Source organism: Micromonospora sp. CPM1, assembly GCF_023896895.1.
GTDB classification, from domain to species: Bacteria; Actinomycetota; Actinomycetes; order Mycobacteriales; family Micromonosporaceae; genus Micromonospora; species Micromonospora tulbaghiae.
Genome location: NZ_JAMHIU010000022.1, coordinates 37,035 through 58,580, shown reverse-complemented (window position 1 = coordinate 58,580; position 21,546 = coordinate 37,035). Strand labels below are relative to the sequence as shown.

Below are 21,546 nucleotides of genomic sequence, written 5' to 3'. Positions count from 1 at the left end.
CTGCGGCTTCGACGCCGTCCGGGGCGGCGCGGGCGCCTGCGCTGATGAGTATCGGCGAGGTGCTGGCGCAGTTGCGGCCGGAGTTTCCGGACGTCACGATCTCGAAGTTGCGGTTCCTGGAGGCCGAGGGCCTGGTGGAGCCGCAGCGGACGCCGGCGGGTTATCGGAAGTACGGCTGGGACGATGTGGCGCGGTTGCGGTTCGTGTTGACCGCGCAGCGGGATCAGTACCTGCCGTTGCGGGTGATCCGGGAGCAGTTGGCCCAGTGGGACGGGTCTGGTCCGTCGCCGGGGCGGGGGCGGCCGAATCTGGTGGCTGTGGGTCCGGGTGGTGAGGTTCCGGGCCGGGAGCCGGTGGAGTCGGTCGAGTCGTCGGAGGTGCGGCTGGACCGGGCGGGTCTGATCGCTCGTAGTGGTGTGGACGAGTCGACGCTCGCGGAGTTGGAGCGGCTGGGTGTGCTGGTGTCGGATCCGCCGGGGTGGTACGACGCGGACGCGTTGATCATCGCGAGTGCGGTGGCGGGTCTGGCGGCGTACGGGCTGGAGCCCCGGCATCTGCGGGCGTACCGGTTGTCGGCGGATCGTGAGGTCGGGTTGTTCGCGCAGTTGGTGGCGCCGTTGGCGCGGCAGAGCGATCCGCGGGCGCGGGCGCGGGCGGCGGAGACGGCGCGGGAGTTGGTGGCGTTGTCGCAGCGGTTGCACGCGGCGTTGGTGCGGGTGGGGCTGCGGTCGACGTTGGGCCGGTGAGCTCGTCGGAGGGGCCGGGTGCGGTGTGCGCCCGGCCCTTCTGCGTGGGTGGGCGCGGAAAGATCTGGTCGGTGGAGCGTGTCGTAGGCTTGCCGGGGTATGCCCGTCCGGCGAGGCGTGGTGCACGTAGCGCGTGGGACTCCCGTGTCCTGGTCCGTGTACCGTGCAGGGAAGGGCGCGGTGCAAGGTGACGACGACACGGAGGCGGCGGTGCGCGAGCTGAGCGTGGTCGGAGTTCGGGTGGAGTTGCCCAGCAACCAGCCGATCGTCCTGCTGCGGGAGGTCGAGGGGGACCGCTATCTGCCGATCTGGATCGGCGCGGTCGAGGCGACGGCGATCGCTTACGAGCAGCAGGGGGTCAAGCCGGCCCGGCCGTTGACGCACGATCTTCTCCGGGATGTGCTGGCGGCGTTGCAGGCGCCGTTGCGGGCGGTGGAGATCACCGAGTTGAAGGAGAACGTGTTCTACGCGGATCTTCTCCTCGGTGACGGTGTGCGGGTGTCGGCGCGGCCGAGTGACTCCATCGCGTTGGCGTTGCGGGTGGGTGCTCCGATTCGTTGTGCGGAGCAGGTCCTCAGCGAGGCGGGGATCGTGATCCCGGACGAGCAGGAGGACGAGGTGGAGAAGTTCCGGGAGTTCCTGGAGCAGGTGCGTCCGGAGGACTTCGCGGGTTGAGGTGTCCCGGCCGGGTGGCCGGGGTCGGCGTGGTGGTGGCCGGCGCGGCGTGTCGCGGTGTCTCCTGCGGGTGAAGTCCGGGGGGCGGCGTTAGGGTTGCCGTGTCGAGGGGTGCGCGTACGGGGAGTCGGCGCGGCACCGCCACGGGCGCGGGGAGGTTGGTCCGGATGCACGAGCCGCGGGATCCTGGTCCGGGTGCGGAACAGCAGGCGGGTGTGGGGGCCGATCCGGCCGGTGACGGCGAGGTCGGTTACCGGGGTGTGACCGCGTGTTCGGCGGTGGGGATCAGTTACCGGCAGTTGGACTACTGGGCGCGTACGGCGCTGGTGGTGCCGAGTGTGCGTGACGCGTCGGGTTCGGGGACGTCGCGGTTGTACTCGTTCCGCGACCTGGTGGTGTTGAAGGTCGTGAAGCGGCTGCTGGACGCCGGGGTGTCGTTGCAGAACATCCGTAAGGCGATCGAGGCGTTGCGGTCGCGTGGGGTGGACGATCTGGCGGGCATCACGTTGATCTCCGACGGGACGACCGTGTACGAGTGCCGGTCGCCGGAGGAGGTGGTCGACCTGTTGCAGGGCGGCCAGGGGGTGTTCGGCATCGCGATCGGTGGTGCGTTCAAGGAGATCCAGGGTTCGTTGTCGCATCTGCCGGCGGAGCCGGTGGGTGGGCAGGAGCCGGCCGTGCCGGCGGTGGAGCCGGAGGCGGAGTCGGTGGGTGACGAGCTGGCGGCGCGCCGGGCCCGGCGCCGGGCGGGGTGACCTGCGTCGCGTCTCGTTGACGGGATCGCGCCGCGCCCAAAAAAGGGTGCGGCGCGATTCGTGTTTTGGTGACGGGGTGTGGTCTCCGCCTGGTGGTTGAGGCGGGTGGCCGGTGTGGACCGGGCCGGGTGAGAGTCGTCGCAGGTCACGGCATGTGTGCGCGTGATGTCCGAAAAGGACGGTACGTCGGGCGGCTTGACGCCTTGTGTGCGACCGGTTGCGGTGCGTCCACCTTCTCCGGCCGGGTTGCTGACTGTCCGTGATCGACAGTTCTCGGGATCCGGACAGGGGCGGCGTGAAGTGTCGTGGCGGGCGCGCTATGGTCCGTTCCGGTCGTCGGCGTGTCGACGTCACGGCGGAACGCTGTGTGACGCCGCGCCGGACGGCGAGCCCCTGCCGCGGCGCTGCCCGCGGACCCCTGCTGGAAGGACCCGAGCATGACGGTGACGAGCGAGACCACCCCGATCTCCCACTACGAACGCATCGGCGGCGCGGCCGCGGTGAAGGCCGCGGTGGAGCTGTTCTACGACAAGGTCCTGGCCGATCCGGATCTGGCCGGCTACTTCGCCGACGTGGACATGGTGGAGCAGCGGCGGCACCTGGCGCTGATGCTGGCGGTGGTGCTCGGTGGCCCGAACGAGTACGCGGGTCGTGGGCTGGCCGAGGCGCATCAGCCGCTGAACATCACCGGTGGGCACTACGCGAAGGTCGGTGAGCACCTGACGGCGACGCTCGTCGAGCTGGGTGTGCCGGCGGACGTGATCGCCGACGTGCAGGTCGTGCTCGGGCAGGTGCGGGAGCAGGTCGTGTCGGCGGGGGACGCCTGAGCGTGGACGTCGCACGGCTCAAGCAGAGCTGGTCCCTGGTCGCCGGGCACGGCGACCAGGTGCCGCTCTACTTCTATTCGACGCTGTTCCTGGCGCATCCGGAGACCCGGCAGATGTTCCCCACGAACATGGCCGGGCAGCGGGACCGTCTGGTGGCGGCGCTGGGGCATGTGGTGTCCCACGTGGACCAGGTGGACCGGCTGGTCGGGTTCCTGCGGGATCTCGGCGCGGACCACCGGAAGTTCGCGGTGCGCGCCGAGCACTACCCGGCGGTCGGTGAGGCGCTGCTGGCGACGTTGCGGCACTTCTGCGGTGAGGCGTGGACCGAGGAGCTGGCCGCGGACTGGGCCGCGGCGTACGGGCTCGTCGCGCAGGTGATGACGGAGGGCGCGCAGGCCGCGGAGGCGCAGTCGCCGCCGTGGTGGGTGGCGGAGGTGCTGACGCACGAGCAGCGCACGTTCGACGTGGCGGTGCTGACGGTACGCCCGCAGTATCTGTTGCCGTTCGCGCCCGGCCAGTCGATCGGGGTGTCGCATCCGGCGGTGCGGTCGTGGCGGTACTACTCGCCGGCGAACGCGCCGCGTCCGGACGGCACGGTGGAGCTGCACGTGCGGGCCGCGCCGGGTGGTGTGGTGTCGTCCCGTCTGGTGTACGGGTGCGCGGCCGGTGACCAGATCCATCTGGCGTCGCCGGTGGGTGACCGGTTGACGTTGTGGCAGGCCGGGTCGTCGGATCTGCTGCTGCTCGCCGGTGGGACCGGCTGGGCGCCGGTGAAGGCGCTCGTGGAGCAGGTCGCGGCGGAGGGTTCGGGCCGGCGGGTGGACCTGTACGTGGGGGCCCGTTCGCGGACGGAGTTCTACGACAGCGAGGCGATCGACAAGTTGGCGGCGACGCATCCGTGGCTGCGGGTGTCGTACGTGGCCGGTGCGGATCCGGCCCGGCCGGGCGAGTCGGTGCGCATCGCCGACCGGGTGCTGGCCGACGGGGACTGGCGGTCGCGGCACGTGTACGTGTGCGGCTCCGACGAGATGGTGGGTCAGTCGGTGGCGGCGTTGACCGGTGCCGGTTACCAGCCGGGTCAGGTGCATCACGAGGGTTACGGCAAGCACTGGTACGGCCCGGCGTGGCGGACGATGACCGGCGCGGACGGGTCGGCAACAACGGAGGTGAGCCGGTGAGCGCGGGTCCGATCAGCAGTTACGACGCGCAGCAGGTGTCCGGTCCGGTGCAGGTGCGGTTGACCTCGGACCGGGTCCGGCGGTGGGAGTTCGGGTCGGCGGCGTTCACCCGGCGCGGCTACGACCAGACCGATGTGGACCGGTTCCGGTTGCAGGTGGCCGACGAGCTGGATCTGCTGGCGGCGCAGGTGGCGAACCTGCGGGCGGAGAACGAGCGGCTCAACGACCATCTGGAGCTGCACCGGCACGGGGTGATCCCGAGTACCGAGGCGGTGACGCCGGCGGCGAAGGAGGTCAACCTGTTGTCGGCGGCGCAGCGGGAGGCCGAGCAGATCATCGCGCAGGCCCACGACTACGCGCGCCGGGTCGCCGAGTACGCCCGTACCCAGTACGAGAGTTACATGCGGGCGGCGGCGGAGGAGGCGAAGCGGGAGGCCGAGCGGGCGGTGACGGAGTACCGCAGCGCGGCCGGGAGCGGCTTCGACGACTCGGTGGCCACGCGCGAGGCGTTGCGGATCTTCGGCGAGATGATGATCTCGCACATGCAGGCGGCGGCCCGGCACCTCGACGACGGCAGTGAGCAGTTGTCGCGCACGATGGAGCGGATCGCCCGGGAGCTGCCGCAGGGCGGCGGTGGCTCGCCGCAGCCGGCGTTGTCCCGCCACCAGCGTTGACCGGCGTCCCGGTCCGCCGCGGCGGGGCGGGCCGGGACGTGCACGGTGGGTCAGGCGGTGACGGCGTCGATCGCCTCGGCGATGGGGCTGTCTCCGCCGACGAGTTCCAGGGTGTGCCCGGCGGTGGCCGGGGCGTACAGCAGGGCGAGCAGGACCCGGGCCACGTCGGCGCGGCTGATCGCGCCGGGTTCGGCGTGCCGGGCCAGGGTGATCCGGCCTTCGGGTTCGTCGTCGGTGAGGCGGCCGGGCCGCAGCACCGTCACGTCGAGGTCCCGTGCGGCGACGTCGTCCTCGGCGGCCTTCTTGGCCCGCAGGTACGCCGCCCACATGTCGTCGGTGCCGTCGGCGGGCGCGGCGTCCACGCCCATGGAGGAGACCAGCAGGTAGCGGCGTACGCCGGCCTGGACGGCGGCGTCGGCGAGGAGCACGGCGGCGCCCCGGTCGACGGTGTCCTTGCGGGCGGCGCCGCTGCCGGGTCCGGCGCCGGCGGCGAACACGACCGCGTCGGCGCCGGCGAGGTGGGCGGCGAGGGTGTCGACGTCGGTGTGTTCCAGGTCGCACACGACGGGTTCGGCGCCGGCGGCGCGCAGGGCGGCGGCGTGGTCGGGGTTGCGGATCAGTCCGAGCGCGGTGTCTCCGCGTCCGGCCAGTTCCCGCTCCAGCAGTTTGGCGATCTTTCCGTGCCCTCCGGCGATGACGACGCGCATGCGCTCAACCTAGCCCGCCACACCGCCCGCCGCCGGGCGACCAGCCTCGTCGATCATGAGGTTGGCGGCCCGGCACGCCGGTCCGGACCACCGCCAACCTCATGATCAACCGGGTGAGGCGGGTGGGGGAGGGGCGGCGGGCGGCGCGGCGAGGGACGATGGACGGGTGAGTGAGGCGTTCGAGGAACTGGCGCGGCTGGTGGCCGCCGGGGACGTGGTGGTGCTCAGCGGCGCGGGCCTGTCCACCGAGTCGGGCATTCCGGACTACCGGGGGCCCAGCGGCGCGGCGCGCCGGCACACCCCGATGACGTACCAGGAGTTCACCCGGGATCCGCTGGCGCGGCGGCGGTACTGGGCGCGCAGCCATCTGGGCTGGCAGATGATTGCCCGGGCGGCGCCCAACGACGGGCACCGGGCGGTGGCCCGGTTGCAGGACGCCGGGCTGCTCGGCGGGATCATCACCCAGAACGTCGACGGGCTGCACACCGCCGCCGGCGCCACCGGCGTGATCGAGCTGCACGGCCGCCTCGACGAGGTGACGTGCCTGGACTGCGGCAATGCCACCGGCCGTGAGGAGCTGCATCTGCGCCTGTCGGAGGCGAATCCGGGCTTCGACGCGCGGGTGGCGCGCGTCAACCCCGACGGCGACGTGGACCTGCCCGACGAGGCGGTGACCGGGTTCCGCACCGTCGACTGCGGGGTCTGCGGCGCCGGCATGCTGAAACCGGACGTGGTGTTCTTCGGTGAGACGGTCCCCGCCCCGCGGGTCGCGGACTGTTTCGCGCTCGTCGAGCGGGCCCGGGCGCTGCTGGTGCTCGGGTCGTCGTTGACGGTGATGTCGGGGCGGCGGTTCGTGCTGCGGGCGGCCCGCCACGGCATCCCGGTGGCGATCGTCAACCAGGGCGTCACCCGCGGTGACACCTACGCGGCGCTGCGGCTGGACGCCCCGCTGGGCGCCACCCTGTGCGCGCTGGCCGACCGGGTGGCGGCGGCGCCGGCGCCGGTGTGATCAACCCCCGGGACATGAGCCGGAAACACGCCCGCTGGTAGCGTTGGGGGTGCCGGTACCACCCACGTGGGAGAGACCGTCTACCCGACGGCGCCGAAGGGGCAGATTCTCCCCGGAACCTCTCAGGCAAAAGGACCACGTGGGCAGGCGCTGTGGAGCGCGTCAGCGCGACTCAGGGGGAGGCCGACCCGTCGACCTCGCCCCACCAAGGAGCGCAGCGCATGACCGCAGAGCAGTTCGCCGACCGGCACATCGGTCCCGGCCGCGACGACGAGCGCCGGATGCTGGACACCGTCGGTTACAGCTCCGTCGACGAGCTGATGGACGCCGCGATCCCCGAGGTGATCCGCTGGCACGGCACCCTGGACCTGCCCGCCCCGGCGAGCGAGCGGGAGGCGATCGCCGAGCTGCGCGCCCTGGCGTCGCGTAACACAGTCGCCGTGTCCATGATCGGCCTGGGTTACCACGGAACGCACACCCCGGCGGTGATCCGCCGCAACGTGCTGGAGAACCCGGCCTGGTACACCGCGTACACGCCGTACCAGCCGGAGATCAGCCAGGGCCGGCTGGAGGCGCTGCTGAACTTCCAGACCATGGTCACCGACCTGACCGGTCTGGCCACCGCGAACGCCTCGATGCTCGACGAGGGCACCGCCGCGGCCGAGGCGATGACGCTCGCCCGCCGCGCGTCCAAGAGCAAGAGCCCGGTGTACGTGGTGGACGCCGACGCGCTGCCGCAGACCGTCGCGGTGATCGCCAGCCGCGCCGAGCCGCTCGGCATCGAGGTGCGCGTGGTCGACGTCGAGCGCGACGAGCTGCCGGCGGAGTTCTTCGGCCTGCACCTGCAGTACCCGGGCGCCTCCGGCGCGGTCCGGGACCACCGCGCCCTGGTCGAGGCGGCGCACGGGGTGGGCGCGCTGGTGACGGTGGCGGCGGACCTGCTGGCGTTGACGCTGCTGCGCCCGCCGGGCGAGATCGGCGCCGACATCGCCGCGGGCACCACCCAGCGCTTCGGCGTGCCGATGGGCTTCGGCGGGCCGCACGCCGGTTACCTGGCGGTGCGTTCGGGCCTGGAGCGGATGCTGCCGGGCCGGCTGGTCGGGGTGTCCCGCGACGCCGACGGCAACCCGGCGTACCGGCTGGCGTTGCAGACCCGCGAGCAGCACATCCGGCGGGAGAAGGCGACCAGCAACATCTGCACCGCGCAGGTGCTCCTCGCGGTGATGGCCGGCATGTACGCCGTCTACCACGGCCCGGACGGCCTGCGGGCCATCGCCCGGCGTACCCACGAGGCGGCGGCGCGGCTCGCGGCCGGGCTGCGCGCCGGCGGCGTCGAGGTCGCGGACGTCGCGTTCTTCGACACCGTCACCGCGATCGTGCCGGGCCGCGCCGCCGACGTGGTGGCCGCGGCGGCGGCGCGCAACGTGAACCTGCGGCTGGTCGACGCCGACCGGGTCGGCGTCTCCTGCGACGAGACCACCACGCCCGCGCACCTCGCCGCGGTGTGGGCGGCGTTCGGCGTCGACGGGTTCGACGGCGACGCCGACGCGGCGCTGCCGGACGGGCTGGCCCGCACGTCGGGGTTCCTCACCCACCCGGTGTTCCACAGCCACCACTCGGAGACGGCGATGCTGCGGTACCTGCGCCGCCTGGCCGACTTCGACTACGCGCTGGACCGGGGCATGATCCCGCTGGGGTCGTGCACCATGAAGCTCAACGCCACCACCGAGATGGAGCCGATCACCTGGCCGGAGTTCGCGCATCTGCACCCGTTCGCGCCGGACGAGCAGACCGCCGGGTACCGGGAGCTGATCGCGCAGCTGGAGGGCTGGCTGGCCGAGGTGACCGGCTACGACGCGGTCAGCGTGCAGCCCAACGCCGGGTCGCAGGGTGAGCTGGCCGGGCTGCTGGCGATCCGCGCCTACCACCGGGAGCGCGGCGAGGGTCACCGTGACGTGTGCCTGATCCCGTCGTCGGCGCACGGCACCAACGCCGCGTCGGCGGTGATGGCCGGCATGCGGGTGGTGGTGGTCGGCTGCGACGCCGACGGCAACGTCGACCTGGTCGACCTCGACGCGAAGATCGACAAGCACCGGGAGGCGCTCGCCGCGATCATGGTGACGTACCCGTCGACGCACGGCGTGTACGAGACCGGCATCGCCCAGTTGTGCGCGAAGGTCCACGACGCGGGCGGTCAGGTGTACGTCGACGGCGCGAACCTCAACGCGCTGGTCGGGTTCGCCAAGCCGGGCCGGTTCGGGGCGGACGTGTCGCACCTGAACCTGCACAAGACGTTCTGCATTCCGCACGGCGGCGGCGGTCCGGGCGTCGGGCCGGTGGCGGTGCGGTCGCATCTGGCGCCGTTCCTGCCCGGTGACCCCCTCGGTGCGCGCGCCGACGGGCGGCCGGCGATCTCGGCGGCGAACCACGGGTCGGCGGGGATCCTGCCGATCCCGTGGGCGTACCTGCGGATGATGGGCGCCGACGGGCTGGCCCGCGCCACCGGCGTGGCGGTGCTGGCGGCGAACTACGTGGCGGCGCGGCTGCGCAACCACTTCCCGGTGCTGTACGCCGGCAACAAGGGCCTGGTCGCGCACGAGTGCATCCTGGACCTGCGGCCGCTGACCAAGGCGACCGGTGTGAGCGTGGACGACGTGGCGAAGCGGCTGATCGACTACGGCTTCCACGCGCCGACGATGTCGTTCCCGGTGGCCGGGACGCTGATGGTGGAGCCGACCGAGAGCGAGGACCTGGCCGAGCTGGACCGCTTCTGCGACGCGATGATCGCGATCCGGGCGGAGATCGACAAGGTCGGCTCGGGGGAGTGGCCGGCGGGGGACAACCCGCTGTCCAACGCGCCGCACACCGCGGCGATGGTGTCCGCCGACGAGTGGCCGCACCCGTACCCGCGGTCGGTGGGCGCCTACCCGGCGGGTGTGGACCGGGCGGGCCGGTACTGGCCTCCGGTGCGGCGCATCGACGGCGCGTACGGCGACCGGAACCTGGTGTGCTCGTGCCCCGCGCCGGAGGCGTTCGAGGACTGAGCGGCTGACGCCGGGGCGGTGGGCTGTCGCCGCCCCGGCCGGTGCGCCGGACGGTCATGACCGGCGCGTACGCTCACTGACGCTGCGTGATCGCTCAGGCGACGAGGGCGTGGCGGGCCGGACCCCGGTGCGGGGCGATGGTGCGCCCGTCGGGGAGCAGCTCACCGGTGTCCTCGAAGACGATGACACCGTTGCAGAGCAGGCTCCAGCCCTGCTCAGGGAAGCAGGCAAGGACGCGGGCGGCCTCGCGGTCGGTCGCGTCGGCGGAGGGACAGGTGGGCTGGTGCTGACACATCGGGTTCTCCGGACTGTGGGGGCACTGTGTCATGGTTCACATGACCAGTGACGCACAGTACCAAGGAAAACTGAGCGGCAACGAGCAAGGATGCGTCATGTTCACCCAGAATGGGCTGAACGGATGACCCGTAACGGCCCGGACGTCGTGGAAGCGCTCCCACAGGTGGAGGTCGATGTTCCCGGCGCGCCGCCCGGATGCCGCCGCCGGATCGTCGAGACCGCCCGCCTGCACTGGTCGATCGGCGACGGCGGCGACCCCGCCGACCTGGCACAACGCTTCCTCGCCGCGCACGGCATCGCCCGCGACGACCTGTCCCGCCCCGGCCGCCACGACCCCGGCGCCGGGGTGTGCGGCGCCGCGCTGTACCTGTCCGCCGCCGCCGGCGCGTACGCCATCGGCGTGTCGCCCGGCGCGCCGAGCCCCGCGCCGGCGCTGCCCGACCTGGTGGTGGTCGTCTACCACCACACCGACCGCCCGGCGCCGCCCCGGCCGCCGGCCCCCGCGCCGTGGCGGCTCGGAGGCTGGCGGGACAGCTGGACCCCGGCCGCGCACGCCGCCGCCGTCGGCGCGGTCCGCGAGGCCATCGCCCGCGGCGACGTCTACCAGGTCAACGTCGTCGGCCACGCCGCCGCCCCGTACGCCGGTGACCCGCTGCCCGCGCTGGCCCGCCTCGCCGCGCTACCCGGCGCCCGCTACGGCGGCACCCTGCACGGCCCCGGCTGGGCGCTGGGCTGCGCCTCCCCGGAGACCCTCGTCGCGGTCGAGCGCGGCCGGCTGGTCACCCGCCCGATCAAGGGCACCCGCCCGGCCACCCCCGCCGGACGCCGCGACCTGCTCGCCTCGGCCAAGGAACGCGCCGAACACGTCATGATCGTCGACCTGGAACGCAACGACCTGGCCCGGGTCGCCCGCACCGGCTCGGTGCGCGTCGACGAGTTGTTCGCCGTACGCCGGTGGTGTGACCTGTGGCAGGCGGAGTCCACGGTGTCGGCGGCGCCCGCCGACGGTCTGGGCCTGGCCGACCTGCTGCGCGCGGTGTGCCCCGGCGGGTCGGTCACCGGCGCACCCAAACACGCCGCCCTGGCGGAGATCGCCGCGCTGGAGCCGGTCGGACGCGGCGCGGGCATGGGCGCGCTCGGCTGGGTCGGGCCCGACCGGCTCGACCTGGGCCTGACCATCCGCACCGCCGCCGCCGACGGGGACCTGCTGCACCTGTGGGCCGGGGGCGGCATCACCTGGGACAGCGATCCCGCCGCGGAGGTCGCGGAGGCAGCCGCCAAGGCGGCCCCGATCCGCGCCCTGCTCGCCGGCTGACGGGCTGTCCGCCGCCCCGGCTGCCCGGCCTCGCGCGGCGGCTCTAGCTGGCAGCGGGGCTCCGGCCGGCGGCGAACGCGTCCAGCGCGGCGACCACCCGCTCGCCGATGCCGTGCCCGCCGCCGTGGCCGCCGGACTCCACGATCTCCAGCCGCGCGTCCGGCCAGTCCCGGGTCAGCTGCCAGGCGATGTCCGGCGGGCCGCTGACGTCCAGCCGGCCCTGCACCAGCACCCCCGGAATGCCGGCGAGGCGGCCCGCGTCGCGCAGCAGCTGCCCGTCGGGCAGGAAACCCCGGTTGGCGAAGTAGTGCGTCACCAGCCGGGTGAACCCGTACCGGAACACCGGGTCGGCGTACCGGGGACTCGGCGCGTACCCGCCGGCCAGGGACACGTGCACGTCCTCCCAGTCGCACCAGTCCCGCGCCGCCTTGTCCCGCACCGCCGGGTCCGGGTCGGCGACCAGCCGGGCGTACGCGGCCGACAGGTCACCGTCGCGGTCGGCCTCGGGCACCCCGTCGCGGAACCGCGCCCACTCCTGCGGGAAGACCCGGCCCATGTCCCGGGTCAGCCACTCGATCTCGCGGCTGGTGTTGGCGACCACGCTGAACAGCACCAGCGCGCTCACCCGAGCCGGGTGCCGTTGCGCGTACGCCAGGGCCAGCGACGACCCCCACGACGCGCCGCACAGCAGCCACCTGTCGATCCCCAGGTGCGCGCGCAGCGCCTCCATGTCGGCCAGCAGATGCCCGGTGGTGTTCACCGACAGGTCGGTCGCCGGATCCGACGCCGGGGGAGTGCTGCGCCCGCAGCCACGCTGGTCGAACAGCACGATCCGGTACGCGGCCGGGTCGAACAGCCGCCGCCAGGACGCGCCCGCGCCCGACCCCGGTCCACCGTGCACCACGAGCGCCGGCAGCCCGTCCGGGTTGCCGCACGTCTCCCAGTACACGCGCTGCCCGTCCCCGACGTCCAGCATGCCGTGGGCGTACGGCTCGATCGGTGGATACATGTGCGGCCTCCCCGGGTCAGATACAACAGCACTGTTACATTAGTGGACGTGACCGCCCCCCACCGCGACGCCCTCGGCACCCTGCTACGCCACGTCCTGGACGTCCTCGACGGCGACGTCGCCGCCGTCCACCAGCGGCTCGGCCTCACCGACTACCGGCCCCGCTACTCACCGGTCGTCCGCGCGCTCGTCGCCGACGGCCCACTGCCCATCCGCGACCTCGCCGCCCGCGTCGGCGTCACCCACTCCGCCGCCAGCCAGACCGTCGCCCAGATGCGCCGCGCCGGCCTCGTCGACCTGAGCCCCGGCGCCGACGCCCGCCACCGCATCGTCACCCTCACCGACCGCGCCCGCGCCCTGCTGCCCGCCGTCGAAGCCGAATGGGCCGCCACCACCACCGCCGTACGCCACCTCGACACCGAACTGCCGGTACCACTCGCCGACGAGCTCTACGCGGTCCTCGCCGCCCTGCGCCGCCGGCCCCTGCGCGACCGCATCGCCGACACCGGCCTGCTGGACACCCCACCGGACACCCGCGAACGGTAAGCAACGGATAGCCTTCCGGACATGACTATGCGCCCCATCCGGATCATCGGCGACCCCGTGCTGCGCACCCCCAGCGAACCCGTCACCAGCTTCGACGCCGAACTGCGCGCCCTCGTCACCGACCTGATGGACACGCTGCTCGGCGCACCCGGCCGCGCCGGCGTCGCCGCACCCCAGATCGGCGTCAACGCCCAGGTGTTCGTCTACGACGCCGACGGCCACCGCGGCCACATGGTCAACCCCACCCTGGAGGTGTCCGACGAACTCCAGGACGACGAGGAAGGCTGCCTGTCCATCCCCGGCCTGTACTTCCCGACCCCCCGCGCCATGCACGCCACCGCACACGGCTACGACCAGCACGGCGAACCGCTCACCATCACCGGCAGCGGCTTCCTCGCCCGCGCCCTGCAACACGAGACCGACCACCTGCGCGGCCGCCTCTACGTCGACACGCTGCGCGGCGACACCCGCCGCCGCGCCCTGCGCGAGATCCGCGCCGGCCGGTTCGACTCACCCAGCCGCGGCCGCTGACGTCAACGCGCACTCGGTGAACCCGGCCACCCGGGAGAACCCCAGCCGCTCGTACAACCGCACCGCCGCGGCGTTGTCCGCCCGCACGTTCAACGTCACGTGATCCACCGACGCGCGCAGCCGGGCGCACAACGCCGCCACCACACCCGCACCCAGACCACGACCCCGCACGTCCGGATGCGTCGTCACGTTCCCCAGCGCCGCCACCCGCCACCGCGGCGAGAACACGTGCACCCCCGCCACCGCCACCAGCCGGCCACGCTCCCGAACACCCACGTACTGGCCCGTCTCCAGCATCCGCGCGTCGAACCAGTTCCCCGGATACGCCACCGCGTACAACCCGGAAAGCTCCGCCGCGTCCGCCGGCCCCAACGGCTCACCCACCGCCGGCACCGCCGCCAGCCGGCCCGGATCCGTCAACGCCATCCGGTGATGCGCCGCCGCCTCCGACACCACGAACCAGCGCGACACCACCGCCTCCAGACCGGGGGACAGGTGCGCCCACATCCGCGCCGGCAACACCGGCGCCGCCTCCGCCACCAACCCGGCCAGATCCGCCACCCGACCCGGCGCCGCGAACGCCAGCAACGTCGGCAACTCCACCCCGTGATACAGCAACACCACCTGGTCGCCACGCCGGAACCACGACGTGTACGGCCAGAAGAAATCGTCCAGATCACCCAACTGGTACGCGTGCAACACCGGATCCCCGCCCAGCAGACCCGCCAGCACCGCCCGGTCGTGCTCCGCCCGCACCGCCACCGCGATCAGCCCGCCATCCACTGGTCGTAACCCAACCGGGCCACCAGCGCCAGCACCACCACCAACAGCACCACCCGCACGAACCCCGCACCACGCCGCAACGCCATCCGCGCGCCCACCGCAGCCCCCACCACGTTGCACACCGCCATCGCCGCACCGAGCGCCCACCACACGTGCCCGGTCAACCCGAACACCACCAGCGCACCCAGATTCGTGCCCGCGTTCACGACCTTCGCCATCGCCGACGCGTGCACGAAATCCGAACCCAGAATCGCCGTGAACGCCAGCACCAGGAACGTCCCCGTACCCGGCCCGATCAACCCGTCGTACAGGGCGATACCCAGACCGGCCACCGCCACCGCCACCACCACCCGCGCCGGAGTGCGCCGCTGCGGCGACGCCACCACACCCAGCGACGGCCGCGCCAGCACGAACACCGCCACCGCCACCAGCACCACCAGCACCACCGGCCGGTACGCGCTACCCGGCACCGCACCCGCCAACGCCGCACCCAACCCCGCCGTCAGCACCGCCAACCCGGCCGCCGGACCCGCCACCGCCCAGTCCAGCTTCGTCCGCCGCGCGTACGTCACCGCCGCCGTCGACGTACCGAAGATCGCCGCCAGCTTGTTCGTGCCCAACGCCGTCGCCACCGGCACACCCGGCGCCGCCACCAGCAACGCCGGCAACAACAACAGACCGCCGCCACCCACCACCGCGTCCACCCACCCGGCCAGAAGGGCAGCGGTCAGCAACGTCGTCAACGACAGGGCATCCACCGCCGCATTCTGCCCACGCCGCCACCAGCGGCGAGGCCACCTGTGGCCAGCCTCACCGCCCCCGGCGACGCCGCAACCACACCCCGACCGACCCCACCGCCACGAACACCAGCATCGAACAGCACAACAGTTTCAGCACCCGGCAAGACTCCCACGACGACGTAGGGTGTCCAGGTGCGCCTGGCCACCTTCAACCTGCTGCACGGCCGCTCCCTCACCGACGGGCTCGTCGACCCCGACCGGCTCACCGCCGCCGTCACCGACCTCGACGCCGACGTCCTCGCCCTCCAGGAAGTCGACCGCGACCAGACCCGCAGCGGCAAACTCGACCTCACCGCAGTCGCCGCCCGCGCCCTGCACGCCGACCACCACCGCTTCGCCGCCGCCGTCGTCGGCACCCCCGGCGAACAGTTCCGCCCCCTCACCCACGACGACGACGGCCACGGCGAACCCCTCTACGGCATCGGCCTGATCAGCCGCCACCCCGTCCGCTCCTGGCAGGTCACCCGCCTGCGCGCCGCACCCGTCCGCTCACCCATCTACGCACCCGGCCCCGGCGGCGGACTCGTCCTGCTCCGCGACGAACCCCGCGTCGTGCTCGCCGCCGTCCTCGACACCCCCCACGGCCCCCTCACCGTCGCCGCCACCCACCTGTCCTTCGTCCCCGGCTGGAACGTCTGGCAACTACGCCGCGTCGTCCGCGTCCTGCGCACCCTGCCCGCACCCCGGATCCTGCTCGGCGACCTCAACCTGCCCGCCGGACCCGCCGCCGCGCTCACCCGCTGGCAGCCCCTGGCCCGCCGCCCCACCTACCCGGCCGGGCAACCCCGCGTCCAACTCGACCACATCCTCGCCGACCGGCACGGCCTCGACCGGCTCCCACCCGTCACCGCCGTCCACACCCCGCTGGCCACCATCTCCGACCACCGGCCCCTCGTCGTCGACCTCGGCTGACGCTCACCCCAGACCGCTCTGCCGCCGCGCCGCCTCCACCGCGTTGCGGAACAACATCGCCACGGTCGTCGGACCCACCCCGCCCACACGCGGCGTGATCGCACCCGCCACCTCGGCACACGACTCGTCCACGTCCGGCAGCAACCGCCGCCCCTCGTACCGGACACCACCACCGACCACCACCGCACCCGGACGCACATGCTCCGGCCGCACGATCCCCGGCACCCCCGCCGCCGCGATCAGGATCTCCGCCCGCCGCGTGTACCGCGGCCAGTCCGCCACCCCCGTGTGCACCACAGTCACCGCCGCGTTCGCCGTCGGCCGCTTCTGCGCCAGCAACATCGCCAACGGCCGGCCCAACGTCGCACCCCGGCCCAGGATCACCACCTCACGGCCCGCCACCGGCACACCGTGGAACGCCAGCAACGCCTCGATCCCCGCCGGCGTACACGGCAACGGACCCGGCAACCCCAACGCCAGCCGGCCCATGTTCACCGGATGCATCCCGTCCACGTCCTTGTCCGGATCCAGCACCGCCAACGCCCGGTCGTAATCCAGGTGACCCGGAATCGGGTACTGCACCAGCACCCCGTGCACCGTGGTGTCCGCGTTGAAATCCGCCAGCACCGCGTGCAGATCCGCCTGCGACGCCGACGCCGGCAGATGCACGTGCGGCGACACGAAACCCAGCTCCGCCGCCTGCCGTTGCTTGATCCGGATATAACCCGCGCTCGCGTCGTCGTCACCCACCAGCACCGTCGCCAGCGCCGGCGTCACCCCCGCCGCACGCAGCTCCGCCACCGACGCGGCGACCTCCGACAACACCCGCTCCGCCACCGGACCACCCGGCAACAACCGCGCAGAAGACATACGACACCTCGCCCGCGGAGGCCCAGGCGGTCGACCCCCACGACGAGCTCCCCGATGGTTCACCCATCCCCGTGCCGCCAGTCGCGTTCCCCCTCAGCCTGCCACAGCCTCCGCCGCCACCGCATCCACCACCGCCTGCCACCCCGGCAACGCCCCCAGCAGACCGTCCGCCCGCCGCCGCCGATCCGCCGCCGACACCACCCCCAGATCCGCCAGCACCGCCCCGAACGCCCGCTCCCGCTCCGGCGCCACCGGACCCGACACCACATGACACCGCGCGTACGTCACCAGCACCCAGAACATCGCCTCCCGATGCCGGCCCGCCTCGATCAGCTCAGCCGCACCGTCGAACACCACCGGACGCCCCGCCGCACCCAGATCCGCCCCGAACGCGAACCCCTCCCGCGGCAACCGGGCCACCTCGTCGAACACCACCGCCAACCCGGCCAGATGCTCCCGCACCCGCGCCGCGTCCACACCCGCCCCGCCGCCGTCGAGCGTGTCCAGCAGCTCCGGATACCGATCCGCGAACCCGAACCGCGACAACACCCCCTCCGCCCGCACGTACCGCCGCCGCACAGTCGGATCCGCCAACCCCGCCACCGCCGGCCACACCGCCAGCAACGACGTCGGAAACACCCACGCCAGCACCTGCTCCGCCACCGGCGCCGAACCGCCGACCGCCCGCAACCCGGCCTCGATCCGCCGCCGCACGCCCGCGCACCGCGCCCGCACCCACACCGGATCCGCGAACCCCGCCGCCACCCGCTCCCGTACCGCGGCCAGCCGGCCCGACGGATCCGCGATCACCCCATCGGTACGGAACATCGGCGCGAACACCCACGACCCCAGCACGTCCTCCGGGCCACCCAACTCCTCCCACGTGACAGTGCTGACCTCCAGCAGCACCCCCCGGTGCACGAACTTGCCCACCTTCGCGCCGGGCTCACGGCGCACCAGCAACACGTCCACGTCCGACGACACCGGCAGCACCGCGTCGTCCGGCAACCCCACAGTCGACCCGCTGAAAAACGCCCCCTCAATCAACGGATCGACGCGCATCCGCTCCCGCACCCACCCGACCGCCACCGCCCGTGCCGCACCAACTCGCATCCCGCCGATCCTGCCAGCAGGTCGGACCCCCGCACGCCCGTCACCGCGGCGGCGTCAACCCCGACAACGCCCGGTTGGTACGGTTCGCCGCCACCGCCGCCCGCTGCTGACCCGCCGTCACCTCGATGTACGTCTGCGACGACGCCAACGACGCGTGCCCCAGCAACCGCATGATCTCCGCCGCGCTCGCCCCGTCCTCCGCCAGCCGCGTCGCGAACGTGTGCCGCAACGCGTGCAACCGGGCGCCCCGAGGCACCCGGTCACCGATGCCCGCCCGCCGGTAACACGACTCCACCAGGTACTGCAGACCACCCCGCCGCAACGGCTCACCCTGACGGTCCACCAGGAACGGCGCGTCCGGCCGCACGCTGCGCGACCCGAACCGGTGCCGCCGGCTGTCCAGATAACCGGTCAGCACCCGGTCCACGGCGTCCTCGATCGGCACCGTACGCGGCCGCCCGCCCTTGCCCGCCACGTCCACCCGCCGCTCGCCGGCGCGCCCGGCCACCGACGACACCCGCAGCGCCAGCAGTTCCGACAGCCGCAACCCCGCGCACAACGCCAGTGCCAGCACCGCCAGGTCGCGCTCCGGCCACGGATCACGCTGCCGGCCCTCCGCGCGCGCCACCGCCGCCAGCAGTTCCTCCGGGGTGTCCTCGCCCCGCAGCGGCTTGGGCCGGGGGAGAGGCGTGCGGGGCCGGCCCACCGCAGGCATCGGATTTCCCGGTACGACGCCCTCGGCGACCAGGAACGTGAAGAAGCTGTTCCACGTCGACCAGGCGCGATGGACCGACGCGGCGGCGCGGGGAGCGGCGAACCGCGCGAACGCCGCGCGCATCACGCGGGGGGAGAGGGCGCTGACCGCCAGCCGGTCCAGGGGGAGGGGAGTGGCGTCACCGTCCGCCGCCACCAGCTCGGCCACTGTGGTCAGATCCCTCCGGTACGCGGCCAGGGTGTGCGGTGAGGGCTTACGGGTGGCCCGGGCGGTGAGGAACTCCTCGATGAGAGCCTTCACCGTTTCGTCCGGTTTGTCATGCATAAGGGATATTATGCATGATTCTCGCGTTCCCGCCACGAGGCCCGCTTCGGGGGAGCGCGGACGATCGAGGCGATGATCAACTCCACCTCGCCGAGGCGGCGGTAACCGCAGTCCTCCGATGCAGCCACCTCGGCGAACTGGCGGCAGCTCCGAGCGATCATGAGGTTGACCGGAAGTGCTGTCCAATTTGTCGCCGCCAACTTCATGATCGGCGGACGGTGGGTGGAGCGAGGTGGGGTTCAGACGATTGCGTGCCTGCCTGCGGGCAACGCCGGTGACATCGTGTCTGTCGGTGCGAGGCGGCTGGCGGCGGACGGCGAGCTCACTGTCGGTGCCAACGCTCGCCAGGTCGAGCACGCGGCACGACGGGGGGGTGACTGCTTGACCCGCCGGCACCCCGAAGGCCTGGCGAAGCGGTCACCTGCCTCGCGCGGGCGCTCGGGGAGGTCCCGTCTCCGGGTTACTTGACATAATGTACATTATCGAATCCGGCGACGGGGTGCTCAGGCAGGCTTTATGTCCTCCGCGCCGAGCGCGTCCGACATCGCCTTCAGAACCTTGTCCATCCGTGGCTGGCCGTTCCCCGGCGGCTCCTCGGACAGCTGTGCGAGCGCCGCATCGACCTCTGCCTTGAGTGCCTGCCGTTGCGACGCGTCGCCCGAGTCGAGCGCCTTCTGGACTCGCGGCGTCAGGTCCGACAACCAGCTCAGTGCGTCCAGGTCCGGCAGGGCGCCCGACCGTTGCGGAGCCCGCTGCCGGGCGTCGGTGAAGCGGCTTTGCCCGAAGTGGGCCAGTGCGGCCGCCACCTCACCCGGCGGCTGTCGCACCTGGTCGAGGTCGAGCAGCACCAGGGCCGGCCGGCCGTCGACCGGGCTGCGGCCGGTGAGCCGACGATCGATCGTCGAGGCGGTGGCCGGCACCAGCAACACCGATGCGGCTCTCTGCTTCCGGCCGCCCGACGGCAGCGGCTGGTCGAGGACGACAGACTCGATCTCGGCCCACGCCACCAGCCGGTCGATCCCGGCGACCCGCAGGTCCAGCCCGTCGGCGCCGATGCGGAACCGGAACGGCCTGAGCTGGTAGGCGACGAACACGCCGGCCGCCAGCAGCCAGAGGCCGACGAGAGCCCACCTGACGGTTGACGAGGGCGTGAGGTAGAGCAGCGGAGCCACGCCGACGACGAAGATCGCGAGGCCGCTCCACAGCGTCTGCCGGCTTCTGCGCAGCTCCATGGCGGCACGTCGTCCCTTGTGGCCTGTCCCGGAAGGCTCTCCATGGTGGCACGGACGATGCGCTCTCGTGATCATCCGAATGTCCCGGCGCGGTCGTGCGGAGCGGGGCCGTCGACCGGCGCCTCTCCCCCGCGCCGGCCGGCGCGACGGTCGGCTCAGACCGGCTGTGGGTCGCGGTGCTCGGCGTCGCCCGCCTCCCGGGCGTCCTCCTCGACGGACCGCAGATCGGGCATGGCGCGCACAGCGGGCGCGAGGGCGGCGACGACGGCGAGCGCCAGCATGACGGCTGCGAAGCTGCCGAACACCATCGGGGCCGGTACCCGGTCGATCAGCAGACCGGACAGCGCCGGGCCGAACGGCGCGACGATCAGCGCGATGAAGCTGGTGGCGGCGTTCGCCCTGCCCTGGAGGTCGCCGGGGGTCAGCAGCGTCTGCAGGGTCAGCATGCTGATGTTGGCCGCCGGTACGACGAGGACGCAGGCGCCGGCCAGCGCGCCGAGGACCAGTCCGTTGTCGGTGGTGGCCATGGCGGCGGTCAGGACGCCGCAGGCCCAGATGACCGCGAGGATCAGCCAGCGGGTGGGTATCCGGGCGGTCAGCCAGGACGCGACGAGTGACCCGGCGACGGCGCCGAGCCCGACGCACGCCATGACGGTTCCGGCGGACAGGCCGGAGGCGCCGTTGCGGACCGGCACGACGATGATCGCCAGCAGCACGCCGGCGAACGCGAAGTTCAGGACGGCGCCGCTGAGCAGCGTGAACCGCAGTGAGGGGTGGCGCCACAGGAAGCGGACACCGGCGACCGCCTGCCGGGGCAGGGACTCCCCCGGCTCGGTCAGGGACCGGCCGAGCGGGCCGCGCAGCAGGGCCACGGCGACGAGGGAGACGGCGTAGGAGATCGCGTCGATGAGGAACGGCAGTGCCGGGGCGAGGCCGAACAGGAAGCCGCCGAGCGGTGGGCCGGCCAGGTGTACGACGCCGTTGCGGGTCTCGTTGAACACGGTCGCCGTACGCAGGTCGCGGGCCGGGACGACGGCGCGGGTCGCCGCCGCGGCGGCGGGTTGCAGCGCGGCGCCGAGACCGGCGGTGGCGGCGGCGAGGACGGCGATCAGCAGGACTGGTGCGTCTCCGACGAGGGCGAGGACGATGACTCCGGTGACGGCGAGCAGGGCGCCGCCGTCGCAGCAGAGCATGAGGATGCGCCGGTCGCGGCGGTCGGCGAGCAGGCCGGCGGGCAGGAGTACGAGGACGAGGGCCATGCCCTCGGCGAAGGCGACGAGGCCGGCGTCGGTGGCGGAGCCGGTCATCATCAGGACGAGCAGCGGTGTGGCGACGGCGGTGACCTGGGTGCCGAGTTTGGAGGCGGTCCGGGCGACGGTGATCAGGAGGAAGTCGCGGTTGTGTCGCAGGCCGGTGGGCGGCATGGGGGCTCCGTTGGCGTGGTGGCGGGCGGGAGGTCGGCTCCACCGGCTGTGGGGCGGGTT

The 21,546-nt window shown here is 73.1% G+C and carries 23 protein-coding genes and 1 riboswitch; of the genes, 12 read left to right on the top strand and 11 right to left on the bottom strand.

The features are described 5' to 3' along the window. Nucleotides 1-44: 44 nt before the first annotated feature. The 6 genes from M8C11_RS24110 (at nt 45) to M8C11_RS24085 (ending at nt 4,855) form a co-directional block, all read left to right on the top strand. Complete coding sequence (locus M8C11_RS24110) at nt 45-746, top strand: MerR family transcriptional regulator (protein WP_252453361.1); 702 nt, start codon at nt 45-47, stop codon at nt 744-746. Between the two features lie 210 nt (nt 747-956). Further along, nucleotides 957-1,421 (top strand): bifunctional nuclease family protein, encoded by a 465-nt coding sequence (locus tag M8C11_RS24105; protein ID WP_088647333.1) that lies wholly within the window; start codon nt 957-959, stop codon nt 1,419-1,421. Nucleotides 1,422-1,588: 167 nt separating this feature from the next. Further along, nucleotides 1,589-2,176, top strand: coding sequence for a MerR family transcriptional regulator (locus tag M8C11_RS24100; protein ID WP_233585654.1), 588 nt, complete (start codon nt 1,589-1,591; stop codon nt 2,174-2,176). A gap of 437 nt (nt 2,177-2,613) precedes the next feature. Continuing rightward, the gene (locus tag M8C11_RS24095) at nt 2,614-3,003 is read left to right on the top strand and encodes a group 1 truncated hemoglobin (protein ID WP_120569863.1); all 390 of its coding nucleotides are present in this window, start codon (nt 2,614-2,616) and stop codon (nt 3,001-3,003) included. A 2-nt stretch (nt 3,004-3,005) separates the two neighbouring features. After that, nucleotides 3,006-4,181, top strand: coding sequence for a globin domain-containing protein (locus M8C11_RS24090; protein WP_252453359.1), 1,176 nt, complete (start codon nt 3,006-3,008; stop codon nt 4,179-4,181). Further along, nucleotides 4,178-4,855, top strand: a complete 678-nt coding sequence (locus M8C11_RS24085) for a DivIVA domain-containing protein (protein ID WP_091426887.1) — start codon at nt 4,178-4,180, stop codon at nt 4,853-4,855. Before M8C11_RS24090 ends, M8C11_RS24085 begins: the two co-directional genes overlap by 4 nt. A 50-nt stretch (nt 4,856-4,905) precedes the next feature. Here the strand turns inward: M8C11_RS24085 and M8C11_RS24080 are convergent, their stop codons facing one another. Next, a complete protein-coding gene (locus tag M8C11_RS24080) occupies nt 4,906-5,562 on the bottom strand; it encodes an NAD(P)H-binding protein (RefSeq protein WP_252453357.1) in 657 nt (218 codons plus the stop codon). Between the two features lie 166 nt (nt 5,563-5,728). On the opposite strand from M8C11_RS24080, the gene M8C11_RS24075 reads away from it, so the two are divergent. Together M8C11_RS24075 and gcvP are read left to right on the top strand one after the other, a co-directional pair. Further along, nucleotides 5,729-6,571 (top strand): NAD-dependent protein deacetylase, encoded by an 843-nt coding sequence (locus M8C11_RS24075; protein ID WP_252453355.1) that lies wholly within the window; start codon nt 5,729-5,731, stop codon nt 6,569-6,571. 57 nt (nt 6,572-6,628) lie between these two features. Next, a riboswitch (glycine riboswitch) is annotated at nt 6,629-6,719 on the top strand. 73 nt (nt 6,720-6,792) lie between these two features. Beyond that, the gene (gene gcvP / locus M8C11_RS24070) at nt 6,793-9,615 is read left to right on the top strand and encodes an aminomethyl-transferring glycine dehydrogenase (protein ID WP_252453353.1); all 2,823 of its coding nucleotides are present in this window, start codon (nt 6,793-6,795) and stop codon (nt 9,613-9,615) included. A gap of 94 nt (nt 9,616-9,709) precedes the next feature. Here the strand turns inward: gcvP and M8C11_RS24065 are convergent, their stop codons facing one another. After that, entirely contained in the window at nt 9,710-9,910 is a 201-nt protein-coding gene (locus tag M8C11_RS24065) for a DUF5999 family protein (RefSeq protein WP_013286363.1), read from the bottom strand. A 123-nt stretch (nt 9,911-10,033) separates the two neighbouring features. On the opposite strand from M8C11_RS24065, the gene M8C11_RS24060 reads away from it, so the two are divergent. Continuing rightward, the gene (locus tag M8C11_RS24060; protein ID WP_252453351.1) at nt 10,034-11,227 is read left to right on the top strand and encodes a chorismate-binding protein; all 1,194 of its coding nucleotides are present in this window, start codon (nt 10,034-10,036) and stop codon (nt 11,225-11,227) included. Nucleotides 11,228-11,270: 43 nt separating this feature from the next. Here M8C11_RS24060 and pip read toward each other — a convergent pair whose 3' ends face one another. After that, entirely contained in the window at nt 11,271-12,236 is a 966-nt protein-coding gene (pip, locus tag M8C11_RS24055; RefSeq protein ID WP_252453349.1) for a prolyl aminopeptidase, read from the bottom strand. A gap of 48 nt (nt 12,237-12,284) precedes the next feature. Between pip and M8C11_RS24050 the strand changes: the two genes are divergently transcribed. Both M8C11_RS24050 and def read left to right on the top strand, forming a co-directional pair. Then, nucleotides 12,285-12,782: a MarR family winged helix-turn-helix transcriptional regulator gene (locus M8C11_RS24050; RefSeq protein ID WP_121684247.1), complete on the top strand. Its 498-nt coding sequence runs from the start codon at nt 12,285-12,287 to the stop codon at nt 12,780-12,782. 21 nt (nt 12,783-12,803) lie between these two features. Further along, a complete protein-coding gene (def, locus tag M8C11_RS24045; RefSeq protein WP_120569871.1) occupies nt 12,804-13,313 on the top strand; it encodes a peptide deformylase in 510 nt (169 codons plus the stop codon). On the opposite strand, the gene M8C11_RS24040 is transcribed toward def, so the two are convergent. Both M8C11_RS24040 and M8C11_RS24035 read right to left on the bottom strand, forming a co-directional pair. Then, nucleotides 13,293-14,096 (bottom strand): GNAT family N-acetyltransferase, encoded by an 804-nt coding sequence (locus M8C11_RS24040; RefSeq protein ID WP_252453346.1) that lies wholly within the window; start codon nt 14,094-14,096, stop codon nt 13,293-13,295. The genes def and M8C11_RS24040 overlap by 21 nt on opposite strands. After that, nucleotides 14,081-14,854, bottom strand: a complete 774-nt coding sequence (locus M8C11_RS24035) for a TSUP family transporter (protein ID WP_308212782.1) — start codon at nt 14,852-14,854, stop codon at nt 14,081-14,083. The genes M8C11_RS24040 and M8C11_RS24035 overlap by 16 nt, the downstream gene beginning before the upstream one ends. Before the next feature lie 174 nt (nt 14,855-15,028). Between M8C11_RS24035 and M8C11_RS24030 the strand changes: the two genes are divergently transcribed. Then, nucleotides 15,029-15,808, top strand: a complete 780-nt coding sequence (locus tag M8C11_RS24030; protein WP_120569873.1) for an endonuclease/exonuclease/phosphatase family protein — start codon at nt 15,029-15,031, stop codon at nt 15,806-15,808. A 3-nt stretch (nt 15,809-15,811) separates the two neighbouring features. Here M8C11_RS24030 and M8C11_RS24025 read toward each other — a convergent pair whose 3' ends face one another. From M8C11_RS24025 to M8C11_RS24000, 6 genes are all read right to left on the bottom strand, one after another. Next, nucleotides 15,812-16,678, bottom strand: a complete 867-nt coding sequence (locus M8C11_RS24025) for a bifunctional 5,10-methylenetetrahydrofolate dehydrogenase/5,10-methenyltetrahydrofolate cyclohydrolase (protein ID WP_120569874.1) — start codon at nt 16,676-16,678, stop codon at nt 15,812-15,814. 93 nt (nt 16,679-16,771) lie between these two features. Further along, nucleotides 16,772-17,692, bottom strand: a complete 921-nt coding sequence (locus tag M8C11_RS24020) for a hypothetical protein (RefSeq protein WP_252453431.1) — start codon at nt 17,690-17,692, stop codon at nt 16,772-16,774. A gap of 139 nt (nt 17,693-17,831) precedes the next feature. Further along, a complete protein-coding gene (locus tag M8C11_RS24015; RefSeq protein ID WP_252453343.1) occupies nt 17,832-18,830 on the bottom strand; it encodes a tyrosine-type recombinase/integrase in 999 nt (332 codons plus the stop codon). Nucleotides 18,831-18,838: 8 nt separating this feature from the next. Further along, entirely contained in the window at nt 18,839-18,991 is a 153-nt protein-coding gene (locus M8C11_RS24010) for a hypothetical protein (RefSeq protein ID WP_252453340.1), read from the bottom strand. A gap of 342 nt (nt 18,992-19,333) precedes the next feature. Then, entirely contained in the window at nt 19,334-20,062 is a 729-nt protein-coding gene (locus M8C11_RS24005) for a hypothetical protein (protein WP_252453337.1), read from the bottom strand. Nucleotides 20,063-20,217: 155 nt separating this feature from the next. Beyond that, the gene (locus M8C11_RS24000; RefSeq protein WP_252453334.1) at nt 20,218-21,486 is read right to left on the bottom strand and encodes an MFS transporter; all 1,269 of its coding nucleotides are present in this window, start codon (nt 21,484-21,486) and stop codon (nt 20,218-20,220) included. Nucleotides 21,487-21,546 lie beyond the last annotated feature (60 nt).